This is a genomic window from Pseudomonas sp. SJZ074 (genome assembly GCF_007828215.1).
Classification (GTDB): domain Bacteria; phylum Pseudomonadota; class Gammaproteobacteria; order Pseudomonadales; family Pseudomonadaceae; genus Aquipseudomonas.
In genome coordinates this window covers 1-20,693 of record NZ_VIUE01000019.1, presented here as the reverse complement: position 1 = coordinate 20,693, position 20,693 = coordinate 1, and the positions used below count along the sequence as shown (strand labels likewise).

18 protein-coding genes and 1 pseudogene are annotated in these 20,693 nt (G+C 61.3%); 14 read left to right on the top strand and 5 right to left on the bottom strand.

Translation table 11 applies throughout. The annotated features are described in order from the left end of the window. Nucleotides 1-182: 182 nt before the first annotated feature. From FBX99_RS18880 to FBX99_RS18865, 4 genes are read left to right on the top strand one after another with little or no spacing between them, the layout of a single operon-like run. Nucleotides 183-1,538, top strand: coding sequence for a pitrilysin family protein (locus FBX99_RS18880; protein ID WP_145132540.1), 1,356 nt, complete (start codon nucleotides 183-185; stop codon nucleotides 1,536-1,538). After that, entirely contained in the window at nucleotides 1,531-3,021 is a 1,491-nt protein-coding gene (locus FBX99_RS18875) for a pitrilysin family protein (protein ID WP_144926148.1), read from the top strand. The genes FBX99_RS18880 and FBX99_RS18875 overlap by 8 nt, the downstream gene beginning before the upstream one ends. Next, a complete protein-coding gene (gene rsmD / locus FBX99_RS18870; RefSeq protein ID WP_144926145.1) occupies nucleotides 3,021-3,632 on the top strand; it encodes a 16S rRNA (guanine(966)-N(2))-methyltransferase RsmD in 612 nt (203 codons plus the stop codon). Before FBX99_RS18875 ends, rsmD begins: the two co-directional genes overlap by 1 nt. 30 nt (nucleotides 3,633-3,662) lie before the next feature. Beyond that, a complete protein-coding gene (locus FBX99_RS18865; RefSeq protein WP_145132538.1) occupies nucleotides 3,663-4,661 on the top strand; it encodes a hydrolase in 999 nt (332 codons plus the stop codon). 114 nt (nucleotides 4,662-4,775) lie between these two features. Here the strand turns inward: FBX99_RS18865 and FBX99_RS18860 are convergent, their stop codons facing one another. Continuing rightward, nucleotides 4,776-5,630: a sulfurtransferase gene (locus FBX99_RS18860; RefSeq protein WP_144926139.1), complete on the bottom strand. Its 855-nt coding sequence runs from the start codon at nucleotides 5,628-5,630 to the stop codon at nucleotides 4,776-4,778. 49 nt (nucleotides 5,631-5,679) lie between these two features. After that, complete coding sequence (locus tag FBX99_RS18855; protein ID WP_144926136.1) at nucleotides 5,680-6,351, bottom strand: TetR/AcrR family transcriptional regulator; 672 nt, start codon at nucleotides 6,349-6,351, stop codon at nucleotides 5,680-5,682. A gap of 147 nt (nucleotides 6,352-6,498) precedes the next feature. Here FBX99_RS18855 and FBX99_RS18850 point away from each other — a divergent pair, with 147 nt between their 5' ends. The 5 genes and pseudogenes from FBX99_RS18850 to FBX99_RS18830 all read left to right on the top strand — a co-directional run bounded on the left by FBX99_RS18850 (nucleotide 6,499) and on the right by FBX99_RS18830 (nucleotide 11,150). Next, a complete protein-coding gene (locus tag FBX99_RS18850; RefSeq protein WP_145132536.1) occupies nucleotides 6,499-7,929 on the top strand; it encodes a coniferyl aldehyde dehydrogenase in 1,431 nt (476 codons plus the stop codon). 28 nt (nucleotides 7,930-7,957) lie between these two features. After that, nucleotides 7,958-8,503, top strand: a complete 546-nt coding sequence (locus FBX99_RS18845; RefSeq protein ID WP_144926130.1) for a twin-arginine translocation pathway signal protein — start codon at nucleotides 7,958-7,960, stop codon at nucleotides 8,501-8,503. Nucleotides 8,504-8,572: 69 nt separating this feature from the next. Continuing rightward, nucleotides 8,573-10,167: pseudogene (locus FBX99_RS18840) on the top strand (GMC family oxidoreductase N-terminal domain-containing protein). Nucleotides 10,168-10,282: 115 nt separating this feature from the next. Continuing rightward, the gene (gene coaD / locus FBX99_RS18835; protein ID WP_040071510.1) at nucleotides 10,283-10,762 is read left to right on the top strand and encodes a pantetheine-phosphate adenylyltransferase; all 480 of its coding nucleotides are present in this window, start codon (nucleotides 10,283-10,285) and stop codon (nucleotides 10,760-10,762) included. A 136-nt stretch (nucleotides 10,763-10,898) separates the two neighbouring features. Next, nucleotides 10,899-11,150: a YfhL family 4Fe-4S dicluster ferredoxin gene (locus FBX99_RS18830; RefSeq protein WP_144926124.1), complete on the top strand. Its 252-nt coding sequence runs from the start codon at nucleotides 10,899-10,901 to the stop codon at nucleotides 11,148-11,150. Nucleotides 11,151-11,310: 160 nt separating this feature from the next. On the opposite strand, the gene FBX99_RS18825 is transcribed toward FBX99_RS18830, so the two are convergent. From FBX99_RS18825 to FBX99_RS18815, 3 genes are read right to left on the bottom strand one after another with little or no spacing between them, the layout of a single operon-like run. After that, nucleotides 11,311-11,631, bottom strand: coding sequence for a hypothetical protein (locus tag FBX99_RS18825; protein ID WP_047702469.1), 321 nt, complete (start codon nucleotides 11,629-11,631; stop codon nucleotides 11,311-11,313). A gap of 56 nt (nucleotides 11,632-11,687) precedes the next feature. Then, nucleotides 11,688-12,500 (bottom strand): bifunctional DNA-formamidopyrimidine glycosylase/DNA-(apurinic or apyrimidinic site) lyase, encoded by an 813-nt coding sequence (gene mutM / locus FBX99_RS18820; RefSeq protein ID WP_144926121.1) that lies wholly within the window; start codon nucleotides 12,498-12,500, stop codon nucleotides 11,688-11,690. Nucleotides 12,501-12,529: 29 nt separating this feature from the next. After that, a complete protein-coding gene (locus FBX99_RS18815) occupies nucleotides 12,530-13,399 on the bottom strand; it encodes an HDOD domain-containing protein (protein ID WP_144926118.1) in 870 nt (289 codons plus the stop codon). A gap of 227 nt (nucleotides 13,400-13,626) precedes the next feature. On the opposite strand from FBX99_RS18815, the gene FBX99_RS18810 reads away from it, so the two are divergent. The 5 genes from FBX99_RS18810 (at nucleotide 13,627) to ilvD (ending at nucleotide 20,562) form a co-directional block, all read left to right on the top strand. Next, nucleotides 13,627-14,823: a class I SAM-dependent rRNA methyltransferase gene (locus FBX99_RS18810; RefSeq protein WP_144926115.1), complete on the top strand. Its 1,197-nt coding sequence runs from the start codon at nucleotides 13,627-13,629 to the stop codon at nucleotides 14,821-14,823. 411 nt (nucleotides 14,824-15,234) lie between these two features. Next, nucleotides 15,235-16,317, top strand: a complete 1,083-nt coding sequence (locus FBX99_RS18805; protein ID WP_144926112.1) for a SagB family peptide dehydrogenase — start codon at nucleotides 15,235-15,237, stop codon at nucleotides 16,315-16,317. Further along, the gene (locus FBX99_RS18800; RefSeq protein WP_145132534.1) at nucleotides 16,314-17,267 is read left to right on the top strand and encodes a diiron oxygenase; all 954 of its coding nucleotides are present in this window, start codon (nucleotides 16,314-16,316) and stop codon (nucleotides 17,265-17,267) included. Before FBX99_RS18805 ends, FBX99_RS18800 begins: the two co-directional genes overlap by 4 nt. Further along, nucleotides 17,260-18,462 (top strand): MFS transporter, encoded by a 1,203-nt coding sequence (locus FBX99_RS18795; protein WP_144926106.1) that lies wholly within the window; start codon nucleotides 17,260-17,262, stop codon nucleotides 18,460-18,462. Before FBX99_RS18800 ends, FBX99_RS18795 begins: the two co-directional genes overlap by 8 nt. Nucleotides 18,463-18,720: 258 nt before the next feature. Continuing rightward, nucleotides 18,721-20,562 (top strand): dihydroxy-acid dehydratase, encoded by a 1,842-nt coding sequence (ilvD, locus tag FBX99_RS18790; RefSeq protein ID WP_144926103.1) that lies wholly within the window; start codon nucleotides 18,721-18,723, stop codon nucleotides 20,560-20,562. Nucleotides 20,563-20,693 lie beyond the last annotated feature (131 nt).

The following is a 20,693-nucleotide window of genomic DNA, read 5'->3' as shown; positions in this document are numbered from 1 at the left end:
CATCGTCGGCGAAAACGCAGGGATCCACGGAAAAAACCGACGCTTCTGCGCATAACCCGGACAACCCCGGGCCGATAAAAGGCCCGATAGGCGTGGCCGCCAGTAAAACGGATCAGTATCCTAGCACCCTCTCGCCCGCCGACGCTAAGACCTAGCGGGCAGCCCAACAGGTTTAAACACGAATGAATGCTCTTGCCCGCCGCGTTGCAGGCCTGCTGTTCAGCACAGTTTGTCTGCCCCTTTCAGCCCTGGCTGCCGATCCACAACCCACCCATGAATTCACCCTCGATAACGGCCTGAAGGTCGTGGTGCGCGAAGATCATCGTGCCCCGGTGGTGGTTTCCCAGGTCTGGTACAAGGTCGGCTCCAGTTATGAAACACCGGGCCAGACCGGTTTGTCCCACGCCTTGGAACACATGATGTTCAAGGGCAGCGAAAAAGTCGGCCCCGGCGAAGCATCGCTGATCCTGCGGGACCTGGGTGCCGAGGAAAACGCCTTCACCAGCGATGACTTCACGGCTTATTACCAGGTACTGGCCCGGGATCGCCTGGGCGTGGCCTTCGAGCTGGAAGCCGACCGCATGGCCAGCCTGCGCCTGCCGCCTGAAGAGTTCAGTCGCGAGATCGAAGTCATCAAGGAAGAGCGCCGAATGCGCACCGACGACAAGCCGATGTCCAAGGCCTTCGAGCGCTTCAAGGCCATGGCTTATCCGGCCAGCGGCTATCACACGCCAACCATCGGCTGGATGGCCGACCTGGACCGCATGACCGTCCAGGAACTGCGCCACTGGTACGAATCCTGGTACGCGCCGAACAATGCCACCCTGGTGGTGGTCGGCGACGTGACACCGGACGAGGTCAAGACCCTCGCCCAGCGTTATTTCGGCCCGATTGCCCGGCGTGCCGTGCCGACGGCGAAAATCCCCCTGGAATTGGCCGAACCCGGCGAGCGCCAGATCACCCTGCATGTGCAGACCCAACTGCCCAGCCTGATGCTGGCCTTCAACGTGCCGAGCATCGCCACCGCGACCGATAAGCGCTCGGTCAACGCCCTGCGGCTGATCTCGGCCCTGCTGGATGGCGGCTACAGCGGCCGGATTCCGACCCAGCTGGAGCGCGGCGAAGAGCTGGTGTCCGGCGGCTCATCGAGCTACGACGCCTACACCCGCGGCGACACACTGTTCACCCTGTCGGCGGCGCCCAATACCCAGAAGAACAAGACCATGGCCCAGGCCGAAGCCGGCCTTTGGCGCTTGCTGGAGCAATTGAAAACCACCGCCCCGACTGCCGAGGAGCTGGAGCGCGTCCGTGCCCAGGTAATCGCCGGCCTGGTCTACGAGCGCGACTCGATCACCAGCCAGGCCACCGCTATCGGCCAGTTGGAGACCGTCGGGTTATCCTGGAGGCTGATGGACACCGAACTCGCCGAATTGCAAAGCGTGACCCCGCAAGACATCCAGAAGGCAGCCCAGCTGTATTTCACCCGCTCGCGCCTGAGCGTTGCGCACGTCCTGCCCGAGGAGAAAGCTCATGAGTGAGCGCAAATCATCACGCCCGCTGCTGATCGGCCTGGTGCTCATCGCCCTGGTCGCAGCCCTGGCCTTCTACCTGTCCCCTGCCACTGACGTGACTGCCAGCCAGGCCCTGGATAACGCCAAGTCCGGCAACAAGTTGCAATCGCTGGCGGAATTGGACGGCAAGGCGCCCGGCCACCGTCAACTCGACGTGCAAACCTGGAAAACCGCCGACGGCGCCAAGGTACTGTTCGTCGAAGCTCGGGAACTGCCGATGTTCGACTTACGCTTGACCTTCGCCGCCGGCAGCAGCCAGGACGGCAACGTTCCCGGCCTGGCGCAGTTGACCAACGCCATGCTTAACGAAGGCGTGGCCGGCAAGGATGTCAGTGCCATCGCAGAAGGGTTCGAAAGCCTCGGCGCGGACTTCGGCAACGGTGCCTACCGGGACATGGCCGTGGCCTCCCTGCGCAGCCTCAGCGCGGTGGACAAGCGTGAGCCGGCATTGAAGCTGTTCGCCGAAGTGGTCGGCAAGCCGACCTTCCCCGCCGACTCCTTCGCCCGCATCAAGAACCAGATGCTCGCCGGCTTCGAGTACCAGAAACAGAACCCCGGCAAACTGGCGGGCCTGGAACTGATGAAGCGCCTGTACGGTGAGCATCCTTACGCCCATTCCAGTGATGGCACCGCGCAAAGCATTCCGCCGATTACCTTGGCCCAGGCCCGGGCCTTTCACGCCAAGGCCTACGCCGCCGGCAACGCGGTGATTGCGATGGTGGGAGACCTGTCTCGCGCCGAGGCCGAGGCGATTGCCAACCAGATGTCCGCCGCACTGCCCAAAGGTCCGGCCCTGGCAAAAACACCCTCGCCCGTCGAACCGAAGGCGAGCGTCAGCCACATCGAGTTTCCGTCCAAACAGACCAACCTGATGCTCGCACAACTGGGCATCGACAGGGATGACCCGGACTTTGCGGCCGTGTCCCTGGGCAACCAGATCCTCGGCGGCGGTGGTTTCGGCACGCGCTTGATGACCGAAGTGCGGGAAAAGCGCGGCCTGACCTACGGCGTGTACTCCGGCTTCACGCCGATGCAGGCCCGTGGCCCGTTCATGATCAATCTGCAGACCCGCGCCGAAATGAGCGAAGGCACTCTCAAGCTGGTGCAGGATGTGTTCGCCGAGTACCTGCAGAACGGTCCGACCCAGAAAGAACTCGATGACGCCAAGCGTGAGCTGGCCGGCAGTTTCCCCCTGTCGACCGCGAGCAACGCCGACATTGTCGGCCAACTCGGAGCCATGGGCTTCTACGACCTGCCGCTGAGCTACCTGGAGGACTTCATGCGTCAGTCCCAGGCGTTGACGGTAGATCAGGTCAAGGCCGCCCTGAACAAACACCTGAGCATAGACAAGATGGTCATCGTCACGGCCGGCCCGACCGTGCCGCAAAAGCCGTTGCCGGCCCCCACTGACAAACCTGCCGAGCAACCGCTCGGGGTTCCGGAGCACTAATGGCCCGTCCACCGAATTCCAGCAAGAAACCCACTCACAACGGCATCAACCAGCTGCGTATCATTGGCGGCGAATGGCGCAGCCGGCGCCTGAGCTTCCCCGACGCCCCGGGCTTGCGCCCGACACCGGATCGGGTGCGTGAGACCCTGTTCAACTGGCTCGCCCCCTACGTGGCCGGCGCCCGGGTGCTCGACCCGTTTGCCGGCAGCGGCGCGCTGTTTCTCGAAGCGCTGTCCCGTGGCGCCGCCATGGGCCAGGCACTGGACGCCAACAGCCTGGCGGTCTCCAGCCTGAAAGAACACCTGGGCACCCTGCGTTGCACGGTCGGCCAGGTGCAGACCGCCGACGCCTTGCGCTATCTGGACAGTCAACCGGCCAGCCCTTTCGACCTGGTGTTTCTCGACCCACCGTTCAACCAGAACCTGTTGCCGACGGTCTGCGCGCTGCTCGAGGAACGCCAGTGGCTGGCCGAGGATGCCTGGGTCTACACTGAAAGTGAAACCGCTCCATCGATCCTCGGCTTGCCGGGCAATTGGCGCTTGCATCGCGAGCAGAAATCCGGACGGGTGTACTACGCATTGTGGCAACGCATGGCAGAAGCCGTCGACTGACGGCTGGCCGCAGCATCGAGAACAATAATAATGGCCGCTGCATCTGAACGCTTCGTCCCCGCCAGGGGCCTTGGCAACCCCCACCTGCAAACCCTGTGGGGCCCGTTATGGCGCAAGACCACGCACATCGTTCGCCAACGCGAGCGCCTGTGGCTGGACGACGGTGACTTCCTCGATCTCGACTGGCACGGCCCACACAGCGTCAAGGCGCCACTGGTGCTGGTGCTTCACGGGCTGACTGGTTCCTCCAACTCACCTTACGTGGCTGGTTTGCAACAAGCCCTTGGGCATCAGGGTTGGGCCAGCGTCGCGCTGAACTGGCGCGGCTGCTCAGGCGAACCGAACCTGCTGCCCCGCAGCTACCACTCCGGCGTCAGCGAAGACCTGGCCGCCACCATCACTCACCTGCAGACGCGACGCCCCCTGGCGCCATTGTTTGCGGTGGGTTATTCGTTAGGTGGCAATGTATTGCTCAAGCACTTGGGAGAAACCGGCAGCGCCAGCCAATTGCTCGGCGCCGTGGCCGTTTCGGTGCCATTTCGGCTCGACCAGTGTGCCGACCGCATCGGACAAGGGTTTTCCAGGTTCTATCAGGCGCATTTCATGCGGGAACTGGTGGCTTACGTGCGCAACAAGCAACGCCGGTTCAAGCACGACGGACGCCACGAAGGCCTGGCCACCCTGGCGGCGCTGGGCCCGCTGGAGAACATGCGCACCTTCTGGGATTTCGACGGCCGGGTGACGGCGCCGCTGCACGGTTTTTCCGATGCCTCGGACTATTACCGCCGCGCATCCAGCCGCTATTACATGAGCGAAATCAACACCCCGACCCTGGTCATCCAGGCCGCCGACGACCCCTTCGTGTTCCCCCACAGCCTGCCCGAACCCCACGAGCTGTCCGCCTGCACCCAACTTGAACTGCATGCCCAGGGTGGGCACGTGGGATTCGTCGAAGGCACCTTACGCTCGCCCGGATACTACCTGGAGCGACGTATTCCCCAATGGCTGGCAAGCCTGGGTCACGGATGAACTGCCGCCAACATCATTCCCCCTGTGGGAGCGAGCCAGCTCGCGATAGTGGACTGTCAGTCACTTCAATGTTGCTGACCCGCCGTCATCGCGAGCAGGCTCGCTCCCACCCCATTACTCGCCCTTCGCCACCCCACGCTGCGGATCATTGATCCATTCACTCCACGACCCGGCATACAACCTCCCCAACGGATACCCCGCCAGGCACAAGGCAAATAGGTTATGGCACGCAGTCACGCCGGAGCCGCAATAGGCCACCAGCTCAGTCGGCGAACGATCGCCCAGTTTCTCGGCGAAGCGCTTCTTGAGCCGATCTGCCGGCAGAAACCGCCCATCAGAACCAAGGTTATCGGTAAATGCCGCGCATTGCGCTCCCGGGATATGTCCGGCCACCGGGTCGATCGGCTCGACTTCGCCCTTGAAGCGCGGCAACGCGCGGGCATCCAGAAGCGTCATGTCCGGTTGACCGAGGCATTGTTGCAGCGCCTGGGCGTCGAGTAGCAAGGCCTCATCCGGCGACCCGCTGAACATCCCGCGGCCGCCCGCCGGCGGATCGAGGCTCAGGGGCAAACCCTCGGCATGCCAGGCCTTGAGCCCGCCATCGAGAAGATACACGCCCTCGCGCTTACCCAACCAGGCCAGCAACCACCAGGCCCGGGCCGAATAGGCACCGGGACCATCGTCGTATAGCACGATGTCGCTGTCGTTATTGATGCCCCAGGCACGCAAGCGCTCTATCAACGCTCCGGGCTCGGGCAGCGGGTGACGTCCGGTCACCCCCTTGATCACCGGGCCACTCAGGTCACGCTCAAGATCGGCGAACGATGCACCGGCGATATGCCCCTCGGCGTAGCTGCGCTGGCCATAATCCGGGTCATCGAGGGCAAAACGGCAATCGAGGATCACCAGCCCGGGCTGTGCCTTCCTCTGCTCGAGGGCTTGAGGGCTGATGAGTTGAGCGATGGGCATGGCGAGCTCCTGTGGCGAAATGGGTGGCCTGTGGGTTCAGATCCGATTCCTACTGCCCTTCCTCCAGCGTCTGAGGCAGAGGGACGTAATATTCTTTGAACAGTGCATCCACCGCTTCGCGAGCCTGATCGGTCACGAAACCGGCCTCCAGCACCAACACCTGGTATACCCCGCGCTTGATGGCCTGTTCACTCAAATGACTGGAGTTTTCCCGCGTGGTGCAAAGAAAACGCACCCAGGACGTCAGGATGATCCAGGCATTAAGGGTCAGGGACTCGATCTGCACCCGGTCCATCTTCAGGATGCCGGCCGCGACGAAGCCCTCATAGATGGCGGTCCCGTGGATCAGGCAACGCTGGGAAAACCGGCGATAGCGGGCCGCAAGGTCCGGATCGCTGTCGAGCAGATGCTCCAGGTCCCGGTGCAGGAAGCGATAGCTCCACATCGCCGACAACAGCTCCTTGAGATAGAAGCGCTTGTCCTCCACCGTGGCCGCCCGGCCCTGGGGCGGGCGCAGGAAGCTGTCCACCAGGTTTTCGTACTCACTGAACAGCACGGCGATGATCGCCTGCTTGTTAGGGAAGTGGTAGTAGAGGTTGCCCGGAGACATGTCCATGTGGGCAGCAATGTGGTTGGTGCTGACACTGCGCTCGCCCTGCTGGTTGAACAGTTCGAGACTGTTTTGCACGATGCGCTCGCTGGTTTTCATTCGTATGGCCATGGCTTGGGCTTTAATTCGACGAAAGCATTGCGGCATCTTACGACCTATCGCCCGGAGGACAAACCCAAAGCCGGCAAGGATGTCATTTGACTTTCTAGAGCATAAGCTCTAGAAAACACCCACACTAATAAGAACTGGTGCCTGACGATGCCTGCCGACATTGCTTATCTGCGTGATTCCCAACAGCAATTGAATGAGCTGCAGTCACACTTCGAGGCACAACGCCAGGCCTATGCCGCTCATCCAATGCCGCCGGTAGAGCAGCGCCGTCAATGGCTCAAGTCTCTCCGGGAAATGCTGAGCAATGAACGACAAGCCCTGATCGATGCCATCAGCGAGGATTTCAGCCACCGCAGCGCCGACGAAACGCTGTTGGCCGAGCTGATGCCGAGCCTGCGCGGCATCCATTACGTCAGCCGACACCTCAAGGGCTGGATGAAACCCTCCCGGCGCAAGGTAGGCATGGCCTTCCAGCCGGCGTCGGCGAAGGTGATCTACCAGCCGCTGGGCGTGGTCGGAGTCATCGTGCCGTGGAACTATCCTCTGTTCCTGGCCATCGGGCCGTTGGTCGGGGCCTTGTCGGCGGGCAATCGGGTGATGCTCAAGCTCAGCGAAGCCACACCGGCCACTGGGCTGTTGCTCAAGCAATTGCTGGCGCGGATCTTTCCTCAGGATCTGGTATGCGTGGTGCTCGGTGAGGCAGATGTCGGCGTAGCCTTTTCCAGGCTACCGTTCGACCACCTGTTGTTTACCGGCGCTACCAGCGTCGGCAGGCATGTCATGCGGGCCGCCGCCGAGAACCTGACCCCCGTCACCCTGGAACTGGGTGGAAAGTCGCCCGCCATCGTCTCCACCGATGTGCCCCTGAATGATGCCGCCGAGCGCATTGCCTTCGGCAAGATGCTGAATGCCGGACAAACCTGTGTCGCACCTGATTACGTGTTGGTGCCGCAAAAACGCATCGGCGAATTCGTCGATGCCTATCGCGAGGCGGTTCGCAGGCTTTATCCGACCCTGGCTGACAACCCGGACTACACCGCGATCATCAACGAACGACACCTGGCACGGCTCAACGGCTACATCAGCGACGCTACCAGTAAGGGTGGATTACTGATCGAGTTGTTCGACCAAGGCCAGGGACGCCGCATGCCCCACAGCCTGCTACTTAACGTCAGCGACGACATGACTGTCATGCAGGATGAGATCTTCGGCCCGCTGCTGCCCGTCGTGCCCTATGACGACCTGGACCAGGCGTTTGCCTACATCAATCAACGGCCTCGTCCGTTGGCACTCTACTATTTCGGCTACAACAAGGCCGAACAGAATCGCGTACTCCACGAAACCCACTCCGGCGGCGTCTGCCTGAACGACACCTTGCTCCACGTCGCTCAGGATGACTTGCCATTCGGTGGCATCGGTCCCTCGGGAATGGGGCATTACCACGGGCACGAAGGTTTCCTGACTTTCAGCAAAGCCAAGGGCGTGCTGAGCAAACAGCGCTTCAATGCTGCCAGACTGATTTATCCGCCCTATGGCAAGCCACTCCAGAAGCTGATTCAGAAGTTGTTTGTCCGTTAACCAGGTGCCTGATCGGGTAATAACAATAATGAACCCAAGCCTGACCGATACACCCGCGCTGTCACGACGTGGCCTACTGAAATTCAGCCTCGGCGCCAGCGCCCTCCTGAGCACAGTGGGGCTGGGGGCCAGCCTGAGCGGTTGCTCGCCAAGCCTACCGGCCAAGGGCCTTGCCGCCCTGCGGGACAGCGACCTGCCGTTCTTGCGCGCAGTCATTCCAGTGATGCTGGAGGGCGCCGTGACCGTTGAACAACGCACCGCCGCCGCTGACGCCACCCTTGAAAGCCTGGATACCGGCCTGGCCCACCTGTCCCCACCCATGCTCAAGCTCACCCGACAACTGTTCGATGTACTCACGCTGGGTATTACTCGCGGGCCGCTGACCGGTGTCTGGGGCTCGTGGGAAACCGCCAGCGCCGATGACATCCGCCAGTTTCTCGATCGCTGGGAGAACAGCTCGCTGGACCTGCTACGCCAAGGCCACAGTTCATTGCTGCAAATGGTGATGATGGCCTGGTACAGCCGGGTCGAGGCTTGGACACACTGCGGGTATCCAGGGCCACCCACAGTTTGAAGAGGCCGATGAGGGGCCCGCTCCCACAAGAGGCCCATCGCCCATCCATCACAACAAGAGAGCCCGAACATGCCCGTACCCGACCCCTTCCGCGAGGGCCTCGCCCGCGGCTGGACCACCTACAACGGCGCTCGACTGCCCCAGGACCTGACCCTGGAAGCAGACGTGGCAATCATCGGCAGCGGCGCGGGCGGCGGTAACACGGCGGAGATCCTCAGCGCGGCCGGCTACAACGTATTACTGATCGAGGAAGGCCCGCTCAAGACCAGCAGCGACTTCAAGCTGCTTGAGGACCAGGCCTACACCAGCCTGTACCAGGAAGGCCTGGGGCGCATGAGCAAGGATGGCGCCATTACCATCCTCCAGGGCCGGGCCGTGGGTGGCACGACCTTGATCAACTGGACCTCGAGCTTTCGCACACCGGACCAGACCCTGAATCACTGGGCGGCCGAGCACAACGTCAGAGGGCACAGTCCTGCCCAGATGGCGCCCTGGTTCGAGCGGATGGAACAACGCCTGGGCGTGGCACCGTGGCTGATTCCACCGAATGCCAACAACGACGTCATCCGCAAAGGCTGTGAACGATTGGGCTATAGCTGGCACGTCATCCCGCGTAACGTGCGTGGCTGCTGGAACCTGGGCTATTGCGGCATGGGCTGCCCGACCAACGCCAAGCAGTCGATGCTGGTCACCACCATTCCGAGCCTGCTCGACAAGGGCGGCGCGTTGCTTTACCTGGCGCGGGCCGAGCGCCTGACTCTCAAGAACGATACGGTCGTCGACCTGCAATGCCTGGCCATGGACGAGCGCTGCGTGGCACCCACCGGACGGCGCATTACCGTCAAGGCGCGCCACTACGTACTGGCCGGCGGCGGCATCAACAGTCGGCACTGTTACTGCGCTCCGATGCACCAGACCCTCATGAACGCCTGGGCAAACGGACATTCCTGCATCTGGTGAACATATCGGCCGGGCAGTTCGAAGAGGTCATCAACCCGTTCTACGGCGCACCACAATCGATCTATTCGGATCACTTCCAATGGCAGGACGGCGCTACCGGCAGAATGTCCTACAAACTCGAAGTACCCCCCTTGCATCCCGCCCTCGCCGCCACGTTGCTGGGCGGTTTCGGCACACAGAGCGCCGAGCGCATGGCGCAACTGCCCCATACCCATGCCATGCTGGCCTTGCTGCGCGACGGTTTTCATCCGGACAGCCCCGGCGGCAGCGTCGAGTTGCGCAGCGATGGCACGCCGGTGCTCGACTATCGCGTTTCACCCTACGCCTGGGACGGCTTGCGCCGTGCGTTCCATAGCATGGCCGAGATTCAGTTCGCCGGCGGCGCCAAGGCGGTCATGCCACTGCATGGTGATGCCCGCTACGTGACTACACTGGCCGAAGCCCGAAACCTGATCGACGGGCTGGACCTTGCCTTGTATCGCACACGCCTGGGCAGCGCCCATGTGATGGGCGGTTGCGCGATGGGCGAAACGCCGCAAACCGCCGTCGCCGATAGCCTCGGTCGCCATCATCAGCTCAGTAACCTTTCGATCCACGACGGCTCGCTGTTCCCCACCAGCATCGGCGCCAACCCGCAATTGTCGGTGTATGGGTTGACGGCAAAACTGGCGACATCCCTGGCCGAACGTCTGGGAAATCCATGAATATCCAGATCATTCGCAGCGTCTATAGTACTTTCTTATCCCACAGCCGACTTGGCCGACCGAGAAGGCTGCGATACCATCCGACTCCCCAACGGACTCCCGCCAGGACGACGCGATGAACCGAGTGTTGTACCCAGGTACCTTCGACCCTATTACCAAGGGCCATGGCGATCTGGTCGAACGCGCCGCGCGCCTGTTCGATCATGTGATCATTGCCGTTGCCGCCAGCCCGAAGAAAAACCCACTGTTCCCGCTGGAACAACGGGTGGAGTTGGCCCGTGAAGTCACCAAGCACCTGCCCAACGTAGAAGTGGTCGGTTTCTCGACGCTGTTGGCGCACTTTGCCAAGGAACAGAACGCCAATGTGTTCCTGCGCGGCCTGCGGGCGGTTTCGGACTTCGAATACGAGTTCCAGCTGGCCAACATGAACCGCCAGTTGGCCCCGGACGTCGAAAGTCTTTTCCTGACGCCGTCGGAGCGCTATTCGTTCATCTCATCGACCCTGGTACGCGAAATTGCGGCCTTGGGCGGCGACATCACCAAGTTCGTCCACCCGGCCGTGGCCGATGCGCTGACCCTGCGCTTCAAGAAGTAGTCCGGCTGGCTGCGATCCACTTCGCGGCAACGCGAGCGCAGTCCATCGCACCCGCGTGCACTGCGCTCGCCAATGCGGCACAATTGCGCATATTCGTTTTCAGATGCCCGGGCCCAACGCCCCGGCAGGAGCCTGCATGTCCCTGATCATCACCGACGACTGCATCAATTGCGACGTCTGCGAACCCGAATGCCCGAACGAGGCCATTTCACAAGGCGAAGAGATCTACGTCATCGATCCGAACCTGTGCACCCAGTGCGTCGGCCATTACGACGAGCCCCAGTGCCAGCAAGTCTGCCCGGTGGATTGCATTCCGCTGGACGAAGCCCATCCGGAAACCGAAGAACAGTTGATGGCGAAATATCGCAAAATCACTGGCAAGGGTTGAGCCAGAAGGTTTTGTAGCGCTTTTGCGGGCTTCTTCGCGAGCACGCCCGCTCCCACAGGGGAATCTGCTCCAGACGCTGATTCGGTGAACGGAGCAAATTATCTGTGGGAGCGGGCTTGCTCGCGAAGAGGCCGCCAGCCATACCCCAAACCAACAGTCTTCATTCCTGCTGCTCAAACCCCTCCCCAACACACCCCAGGCACCGCACGAAGGTGGCCTTCGCCGGATCCACCACCAGCGCCTTCCCCGCATCGCCGACCCCGCCACCCAACGCGGTAAAGGGCAACGACACCACGAACGCCCCCGCACCGATCACGGTGGCGGCGAGCAGCAGCGGTCGGGCGATCAACAAATCGCCGATCATCGCGAAGGCGGGCGGATTCTGGATGGTGTAGCGCGGATCGCCACTGCCGCTATTCGCCAGGACGGGCAAACCCAGGGTCAGCAGCAGCGTCAGAACAACAGGTCGGAGCAGTCTCATGGGGGTCGATCCTTCGGCTGATCAGTTTGACTACTGACTATAGACCGTAGGGCGAATCAGCTTTGGCAACGCGGACACCAGACGCTCGCACGCTGGACCAAGCGAATTTCCCGCAAGCCCGTGCCACAGACCTTGCACAGCGCCCCGCCCCGGCCGTACACGAACAGTTCCTGCTGGAAATACCCGGGCTGGCCATCGCCGCCAATGAAATCCCGCAACGTGGTACCGCCGCGCTCGATGGCATGGGTAAGGATGCGTTTGATTTCGATGGCCAGTTTCAGGTAGCGGGCCCGGGAAATGCCTCCAGCGGCCCGACGCGGGTCGACGCCGGCGGCAAACAGTGCTTCGGTCGCATAGATATTGCCCACCCCTACGACCACCGCGTTGTCCATGATGAACGGTTTGACCGCCATGGAGCGCCCACGGGAGAGCTGGAACAGACGCTCACCGTCAAACAGATCGGTCAACGGCTCCGGGCCGAGGCGGACCAGCAATTCATGGTTGAGCGGGTCGAGACTCCAGAGCATTGCGCCAAAGCGTCGCGGGTCGGTATAGCGCAACGCCAGGCCGGACTCCAGCTCGATGTCCACATGCTCGTGCCTGGCGGCAGGCATGCCCACCTCCACCAGCCGCAGATTGCCGGACATGCCCAAGTGGCTGATCAGGGTGCCGACCTCGGCATTGATCAACAGGTATTTGGCCCGCCGCTCCACCTGCACGATGCGTTGGCCCGAAAGCCGCACATCGAGATCTTCCGGAATCGGCCAGCGCAGGCGGCGGTCGCGCACGATCACACGGCTGACCCGCTGCCCTTCAAGGTGTGGCGCGATTCCGCGACGGGTGGTTTCGACTTCCGGCAGTTCTGGCATGGGACTCTCGAGTCAGGCGAGCTGGGCACTCAACGAGTGGCGAGGTCGCGAATTTCCTGTTTCTGGGTCTGGAAGTCGTATTCGGACAAACCGATGTAATCGAGCACCAGGGGACCGACACAATCCCATTCATGGTCTTCCGCCTGATTGCCCAGCACCCGGTGGGACGCACAAATGTTCTCGGACATCTTCAGGATCGCCAGCAAGTTCTTCAGCGAGCTGTTGTTGCGTGAAGAATCATCGCTGAAAACCGCCAGGGCATTGTGGTGATTGGCGATGGCCTGGCTGACATGATCGGGCAGGCGCCAGGATTTGGAGGTGTAATAACCGACTACGGCATGGTTGGTATTGAATACGCGGTTCTCCGTATCCACCACCCGGCATTCGGCACTCGCACTGGCGTAAGCCTCCTCGAGCACGGCCATGTAGCTGGGAAACTGCTTGAGCATCAGCGGCACGCCGCAATCGTGGAACAACCCCAGGGCATAGGCCTCATCGCCATTCTCCAGGCCGACCCGCTTGGCCAGGGTCAGGCAGGTCATCGCCACGTCCTGAGCCGTATCCCAGAAGCGGTTCAGGGTGACGATGGCATCGTCGTGCAACTCACCCTTGATCGACTGCGCGTTGATCAGGTTGATGATCGAACGGCTGCCCAACAGGTTCACTGCGCGCTGGATCGACGTGATCTTGTTGCGCAAGCCGTAATACGGCGAATTGACGATTTTCAGCAAAGCCCCCGAAAGCCCCGGGTCCTGGGAAATCAGCTTGGCGATGGTATCGAGGTCCGGATCGGGCATGTACTGTTCCATCTGCAGATCCACCATGATCTGCGGCTGGGGCGGGACACTGATGCCTTGCAGGGACTGTTGGATCTGTTCGGTGGAAAGCTCTTTGGACATGGGCACACTCTCTGGGACAGGCAAGGATTCTAACTCTGAAAAACGGATCCGACACACCACCTGGGTAGATCGGAGAAACTTTCATGAGGCTCAGGCCTGAGTCGGCAGCGCCTCCATTGAGCTTGAGCTGTTTTTCGTGCCGGCGATCCGGTTGCCACCTATCGACCTCCAGGCCCGCCAATCCCCCCAACACGGTATACTCCCGCTCTTTTTTTCGGAGCGACGTCATGTCCCTGCCCAGCCTGCGCCTCAAAGCCAACGCCGACCGTCGCCTGCGCGCCGGCCACCTGTGGGTCTACAGTAACGAAATCGACGTGGCGGCCACGCCGCTGCATGGTTTCAAGGCCGGCGACCAGGCGATCCTCGAAGCCGCTGGTGGCAAACCTCTGGGCATCGTCGCGATGAGCCCCAACAACCTGATCTGCGCCCGCCTGCTGTCCCGTGACGCGAAATTACCATTGGACAAATCCCTGCTGGTGCATCGTCTCAACGTGGCGTTGTCTTTGCGCGAGCGGCTGTTCGACAAGCCGTTCTATCGCCTGGTCTATGGCGATTCCGACCTGTTGCCGGGCCTGGTGGTCGACCGCTTCGGCGACATCCTGGTGGTGCAGATCGCTTCCGCCACCATGGAAGCCCACAAGGATGACGTGATCGCCGCCCTGACCCAGGTGCTCAAGCCCAGCGGCATTCTATTCAAGAACGACTCTGCCGCTCGCGATGCCGAAGGTCTGCAGCGCTACGTCGAAACCGTGTTCGGCCTGGTGCCGGAATGGGTTGCCCTGGAAGAGAACGGCGTGAAATTCGAAGCACCGGTCATGGAAGGCCAGAAGACCGGCTGGTTCTACGACCACCGCATGAACCGCGCACGCCTGGCGCCTTACGCCAAGTGCAAGCGCGTACTTGACCTGTTCAGCTACATCGGCGGCTGGGGCGTGCAAGCCGCGGCGTTCGGCGCCAGCGAAGTCTTCTGCGTCGACGCCTCGGGATTCGCCCTCGACGGTGTCGAACGCAACGCGGCGCTGAATGGCTTTGCCGAAAAGCTGACCTGCATTGAAGGCGACGTCTTCGAAGCCCTGAAGGAACTCAAGGCCAGCGAAGAGCGTTTCGACGTGATCGTGGCCGACCCGCCAGCCTTCATCAAGCGCAAGAAAGACCTCAAGAATGGCGAAGGTGCCTATCGCCGCCTCAATGAACAAGCCATGCGCCTGCTCACCAAGGACGGCATTCTGGTCAGCGCTTCGTGCTCTATGCACTTGCCGGAAGACGACCTGCAGAACATCCTGCTGACCAGCGCCCGTCACCTGGACCGCAACATTCAATTGCTTGAACGCGGCGGCCAGGGCCCGGATCATCCGGTTCACCCGGCCATCCCCGAGACTCGCTACATCAAGAGCATCACCTGCCGGCTGTTGCCCAACAGCTAAGTCTCGCGGCGGTATGCAGCCACCCCAATCGCAGCTTCGGCTGCGATTTTTTTGCGTCTGAAAAGTTACCCTGCATTGAAGTTAACGCTGACGCCTGCAATTCTTTGTAAGACCCCTCCCACATTATTACTGGAGCTTTCCTACTCAATCTCCTCTTGCCAAGTACTCATTAAAAACTATGATTGAACAGTCACTTCACAAGTGGCAAATATTAAAAACACAACACTTATTCAACGCAAAGGAGCTGCATCATGAAAGCAATCAATCTGGAAGCTGACAAAATCGCAAATCTGGCGGGCCTGATTGTTCCAAAGAACCGTTAAGGCAGTAAACGCTTGAAGTAAACGATGGGCTGAGGAGTGCCGGCGCCTCAGCCCCATCCGAACGTTTTTCTCAGCGGAATCCTTCTGCATGCATATAAATCCGTGCATTTTCGTTCTTGCGCGCCCGCCGCACCAAATTATATGGAACTATGAGCGCCATACCCAATTCGAACTCGACCTGCATTATTCGACACGACTGGCGCAACTTATAGCTAACCCAATGCAATTCGACATCAATAATTCTATCGATGCCGACCTCCTGAAAGCGGACATACTCATCGAAGAACCGAAATCCCCCATTGAGTGGCACTGGGATGAGTTATCCAGGATATTCCACATCGGTACAAAGAATATTCCTTGTGCACAAGTTCCCAAGGATGTGAATGAATGGGCGACCGAGTACCTGCAACATTGCAATGATGTGCTGTCTTCACCAGCACCTCTCGCCCGGACAAGAGCGTATCCTGCCGACCGGATCGTCCTGGCTCCCTGTACGCTGATCGACATGCCGGACGTTTCGTTGTCCCAGACCCTGGTGGGTCGAAACACTTCCCGCTCATTCAACGAGCAAGCCATCTCGATCGAACAGGTCGGCACGCTCCTGTACCTGACCCTGGGTTACCTGAACGAACGCCGGGGCGCCCGGGAGGCCACCTGCCCCGATGCACTGGAGGCCAGGCGCAGCAGCCCTTCGGGGGGTGGCCTGAATGCCTGTGAGGGTTACCTGTATGTACGCAACGTGACGGGCCTGGCGCCCGGCATCTACGCCTATCATCCGGACGCACATGCCCTGAGTCCGATCCAGTCCCTGCCCGCCGAACCTCTGGGCAACCTGTTGTGCGGTCAACACTTCATCAATCCCCTGCCGTTCGGGCTGTTCCTCACCTCGCGCTTCGACAAGCTCTGGTGGAAATACCCACACTCTCGCGCCTACCGGATGGCTTTCGTCGAAACCGGTCACGTGTCCCAGACCTTCCTGATGGTTGCGACAGCGCTAGGCCTCGACACCTGGCTGACCGGCGCATTGGCCGACCGTGAAGTCGAACACTTGCTCGGCCTTGAAGGCGCTTGCGAACAACCGTTGTTTTTTGTCGGCTGCGGTCACGGCGACGGGCAGGTGCACTGCAAGGAGCTGATGGCGTTGATCGAAGGGCTGGAGATTCCGTCATGACCGGACCAGCCTACAGCCGGACGCCTCACTACACGTTGGGTGACTGGGAACACAAAGCCACCGTGCGCGTCGGCAAAGGTGGCTATCGTCTGCCGGAGAACCTGGAGCAACAGCTCCGCAGTCGAGACTGGTTTCCGCCAGCCTTCATTCCCTATATCGAACATCCGTTGATTCACGAAGCGGGCCGCTCCATTGCCCAGCGTCTTGCGGCCAACCACCTGGTGCATTTCCTCGACTACACCACGCTGCTCGAACATCGGGTCGTCAATCGCGCCGTGGAAACCATCGTCCATGGCGAACTGGCCTTGCCGATCCCCCAGCCAATGAAAACCGCGGCCCTGCAGCTCTATACAGACGAGGGCTACCACGCACTTTTTTCCAATGACGTGGCCGAACAGGTCGCAGCCCTCTACGGCATCAGCGACCGACAACCACCCAAGCGCATCCAGCGCCTGCTGGGCCTGATCGATACTGTCGCCCCCGGGGATCGGCCTTTGGCGTGGTTCCTGCTGGGGTTCGTCTCCGAGACGATCATCGCCAGGGAGTTACTGGCCATTACCCGCGACACTTTGGTGTGCACCGTATACCGGATGCTCAGAAGCCATCTCGAGGACGAGGCACGCCATAGTCGCTACTTCAGCGAAGTGTTCCAGTACCTGTGGAGCGCCCTGGATCCCACGCAACGCAACCTCGCGGCGAACATGCTGCTGCGGATCGTCGGCCTCTATTTCGAACCGGACCTGCCCTGGCTGATGCGCAGCCTGGCCAGCGTCGGTTTCAACGAGCGGTCGGCCCTCCAGATCACTGGCGACCTTCTGCAGCCAGACGCCCATGGCCGACGCGTACGCTCGGGTGCGGTGTCGACCTTCGCGGCCATGCGCAAGGCAGGATTCTTCGACCACGAACACCACCGGCGGCTTTTCGCCCAGGCGGGGTTTATCGATGGATGAACCCAAAAACCTTCCGGGCCGCAAACCTGCCACCGTCGGCCTGTTGCTGACGATGACCTTGCTCGGCGTGTTCCCGATCGACGTCGTGCTGCCCTCGTTCCCGGCACTGTCCGAACATTTCGGACGCTCCTCGTCCGACATCGCCCTGTCGGTCAGCCTGTTCGCGATAGGTATCGCCCTTTCGCAACTGCTGGTCGGTCCGCTCTCCGACACCATGGGACGAAAGAACCTGCTGTTGATCGGGATCACCGTTTCAGCCGTCGGGGCCATGGGCTGCGTACTCACCGACGACTACGGAGCATTCCTGTTCTTCCGCGTCGTCCAAGCGCTGGGGTGCGGTTGTTTCGTGCTGTCCCAGGCATTGATCCAGGATCTGTTCACCGGTCTGGAACAGCAGCGGCTGCGCATCTTTCTGGTCACCTGCGGTGGCATTTTCATTTCCGTTTCGCCCCTGGCCGGTACCGGACTGCAGCACTGGATGGGGTGGCGCGGCAGCTTCCTGGTGTTCATTGCTCTGGCAATCGGTGTATTCGCAAGCGCCCGGGTTTTATTGAGCAACGCCATGGCGGGCAGCAACCCCAGGCGCCTGGACTTCATCGGCGCCTATCGCACGGTATGCAGCGACTTCTGCTTCATGGCCTACTGGCTGACCTCGGCACTGGCCTTTTCCTGCCACTTTTCATTCATCGTCATTTCGCCGCTGGTGTTCATCGACCAGCTACAGCTCTCGCCCGAGGCTTTTTCCCTGGCACTACTGGGTTACGGACTGGCCTACATCGGCGGCGGCGCGCTGGCGACGGTGCTGAGCAACCGGATCGACTCACAGACGCAGATCGTCACCGGCCTGAGCCTGATCCTGCTGGCGGGCGTCCTGATGTTCGGGCTATCCAGCTATTTCGGATTGTCGGTCTCCACCGTCTTGCTGCCCATGATCGTCTGCACCGCCGGAACCACCATCGCCCGGGCGGCGGCCCATACACGGGCCATGAACCTGTTCCCTGAGCAAGCCGGTACGTCAGCTTCGGCCGGCAGCGTGCTGATCTTCATTGTCGGCGGGCTGACCAGTGCCGCGATCAGCCTCACCCCGCTTGATCTGCAAACCACCCTGGCGGCGTGCCTGGTGCTGCTCAGTCTCCTGGGATTGGCGCTCAATGGCCTGATCCGGCACCGTCGCCAGGGGCTTTTGACCGGTTGAGCGCCGCCGGTCGTCATCCCGAGCGCGACATTGGCATCCGATCAGCGCTTTGCGTCATTTCATCCTGGCGCCAGCGGTGTAGAATCGCGACATTCATCGCCATTCATCCCCGGCGGGTTTATGAGCTCATGCTGAGGCGCGCAGCGATCCTGCACAGTCATCGGCCACTTCCGGACACACGGCCAACCCCGAGTGCTCCAGACGTCATACAGAAGCTCACTTTCCCCTTGATATCTGATTAGCCGCCCGGAGTGCTCCATGCCTGATTACCGCTCGAAAACATCCACCCACGGCCGCAACATGGCCGGCGCCCGCGCATTGTGGCGCGCCACGGGGATGAAGGATGACGACTTCAAGAAGCCGATCATCGCCGTTGCCAACTCCTTCACCCAGTTCGTACCCGGTCACGTACACCTCAAGGACCTGGGACAACTGGTTGCCCGCGAGATCGAACGCGCCGGCGGTGTGGCCAAGGAATTCAACACCATTGCCGTAGATGACGGTATCGCCATGGGTCACGACGGCATGCTTTATTCGCTGCCGAGCCGGGAGATCATCGCCGACTCCGTCGAATACATGGTCAACGCCCATTGCGCCGACGCCATCGTGTGCATTTCCAACTGCGACAAGATCACCCCCGGCATGCTCATGGCGGCCCTGCGCCTCAACATCCCGGTGATCTTCGTGTCCGGCGGCCCGATGGAAGCCGGCAAGACCAAGCTTGCCAGCCACGGCCTGGACCTGGTGGACGCCATGGTCATCGCTGCCGACTCCAGCGCCTCCGATGAGAAGGTCGCCGAGTATGAGCGCAGCGCTTGCCCGACCTGCGGTTCGTGCTCCGGCATGTTCACCGCCAACTCGATGAACTGCCTGACCGAAGCCCTGGGCCTGGCTCTGCCGGGCAACGGTTCGACCCTGGCCACCCACAGCGATCGCGAACAGCTGTTCCTGCAGGCCGGCCGCACCATCGTCGAACTGTGCAAACGCTACTATGGCGAGAACGACGAGTCAGTGTTGCCGCGCAACATCGCCAACTTCAAGGCGTTCGAAAACGCCATGACCCTGGACATCGCCATGGGCGGTTCCACCAATACCATCCTGCACCTGCTGGCCGCCGCCCAGGAAGCCGAGATCGATTTCGACCTGCGCGACATCGACCGCCTGTCCCGTAACGTGCCACAGTTGTGCAAGGTTGCACCGAACATCCAGAAGTACCACATGGAAGATGTGCACCGTGCCGGCGGGATCATCAGTATCCTCGGATCCCTGGCCCGTGGCGGCCTGTTGCACACCGACCTGCCGACCGTGCACAGCAGGACCATGGCCGACGCCATCGCCAAATGGGACATCACCCAGACCACCGACGAAGCCGTGCACCACTTCTTCAAGGCCGGTCCGGCGGGCATTCCGACGCAAACCGCGTTCAGCCAGTCGACTCGCTGGGAAACCCTGGACGACGATCGTGAAAACGGCTGCATCCGCAGCGTCGAGCACGCTTACTCCAAGGAAGGCGGCCTGGCGGTGCTCTACGGCAACATCGCTCTGGACGGCTGCGTGGTGAAAACCGCCGGCGTCGACGAGTCGATCCATGTGTTCGAAGGCAACGCCAAGATCTTCGAAAGCCAGGACAGCGCCGTGCGCGGGATCCTAGCCGACGAAGTGAAAGCCGGCGATATCGTGATCATCCGCTACGAAGGCCCGAAAGGTGGCCCGGGCATGCAAGAAATGCTCTACCCGACCTCCTATCTCAAGTCCAAGGGCCTGGGCAAAGCCTGCGCCCTGCTGACCGACGGCCGTTTCTCCGGTGGCACCTCGGGCCTGTCCATCGGCCACGCTTCGCCTGAAGCCGCCTCTGGCGGTGCCATCGGCCTGGTGCGCGACGGCGACAAAGTGCTGATCGACATTCCGAACCGCTCGATCAACCTGTTGATCAGCGACGAAGAACTGGCCGCGCGCCGCGTCGAACAGGACAAGAAAGGTTGGAAGCCGGCGGAAGTGCGTCCACGTAAAGTGACCACCGCCCTCAAGGCCTATGCGTTGCTCGCTACCAGTGCCGACAAGGGCGCGGTGCGTAACAAAGCGATGCTGGACGGGCTGTAAGCTTCCAGCACCGCAATAAAAAGCCCCGCAAATGCGGTAATGCTGTTCACTTAAGCATTTGAGTCCAAGCCGGGCTTTCTAGAAAATCCGATACCAGTCCTCTGGTATCGGATTTTTTATGCCCATTCAGC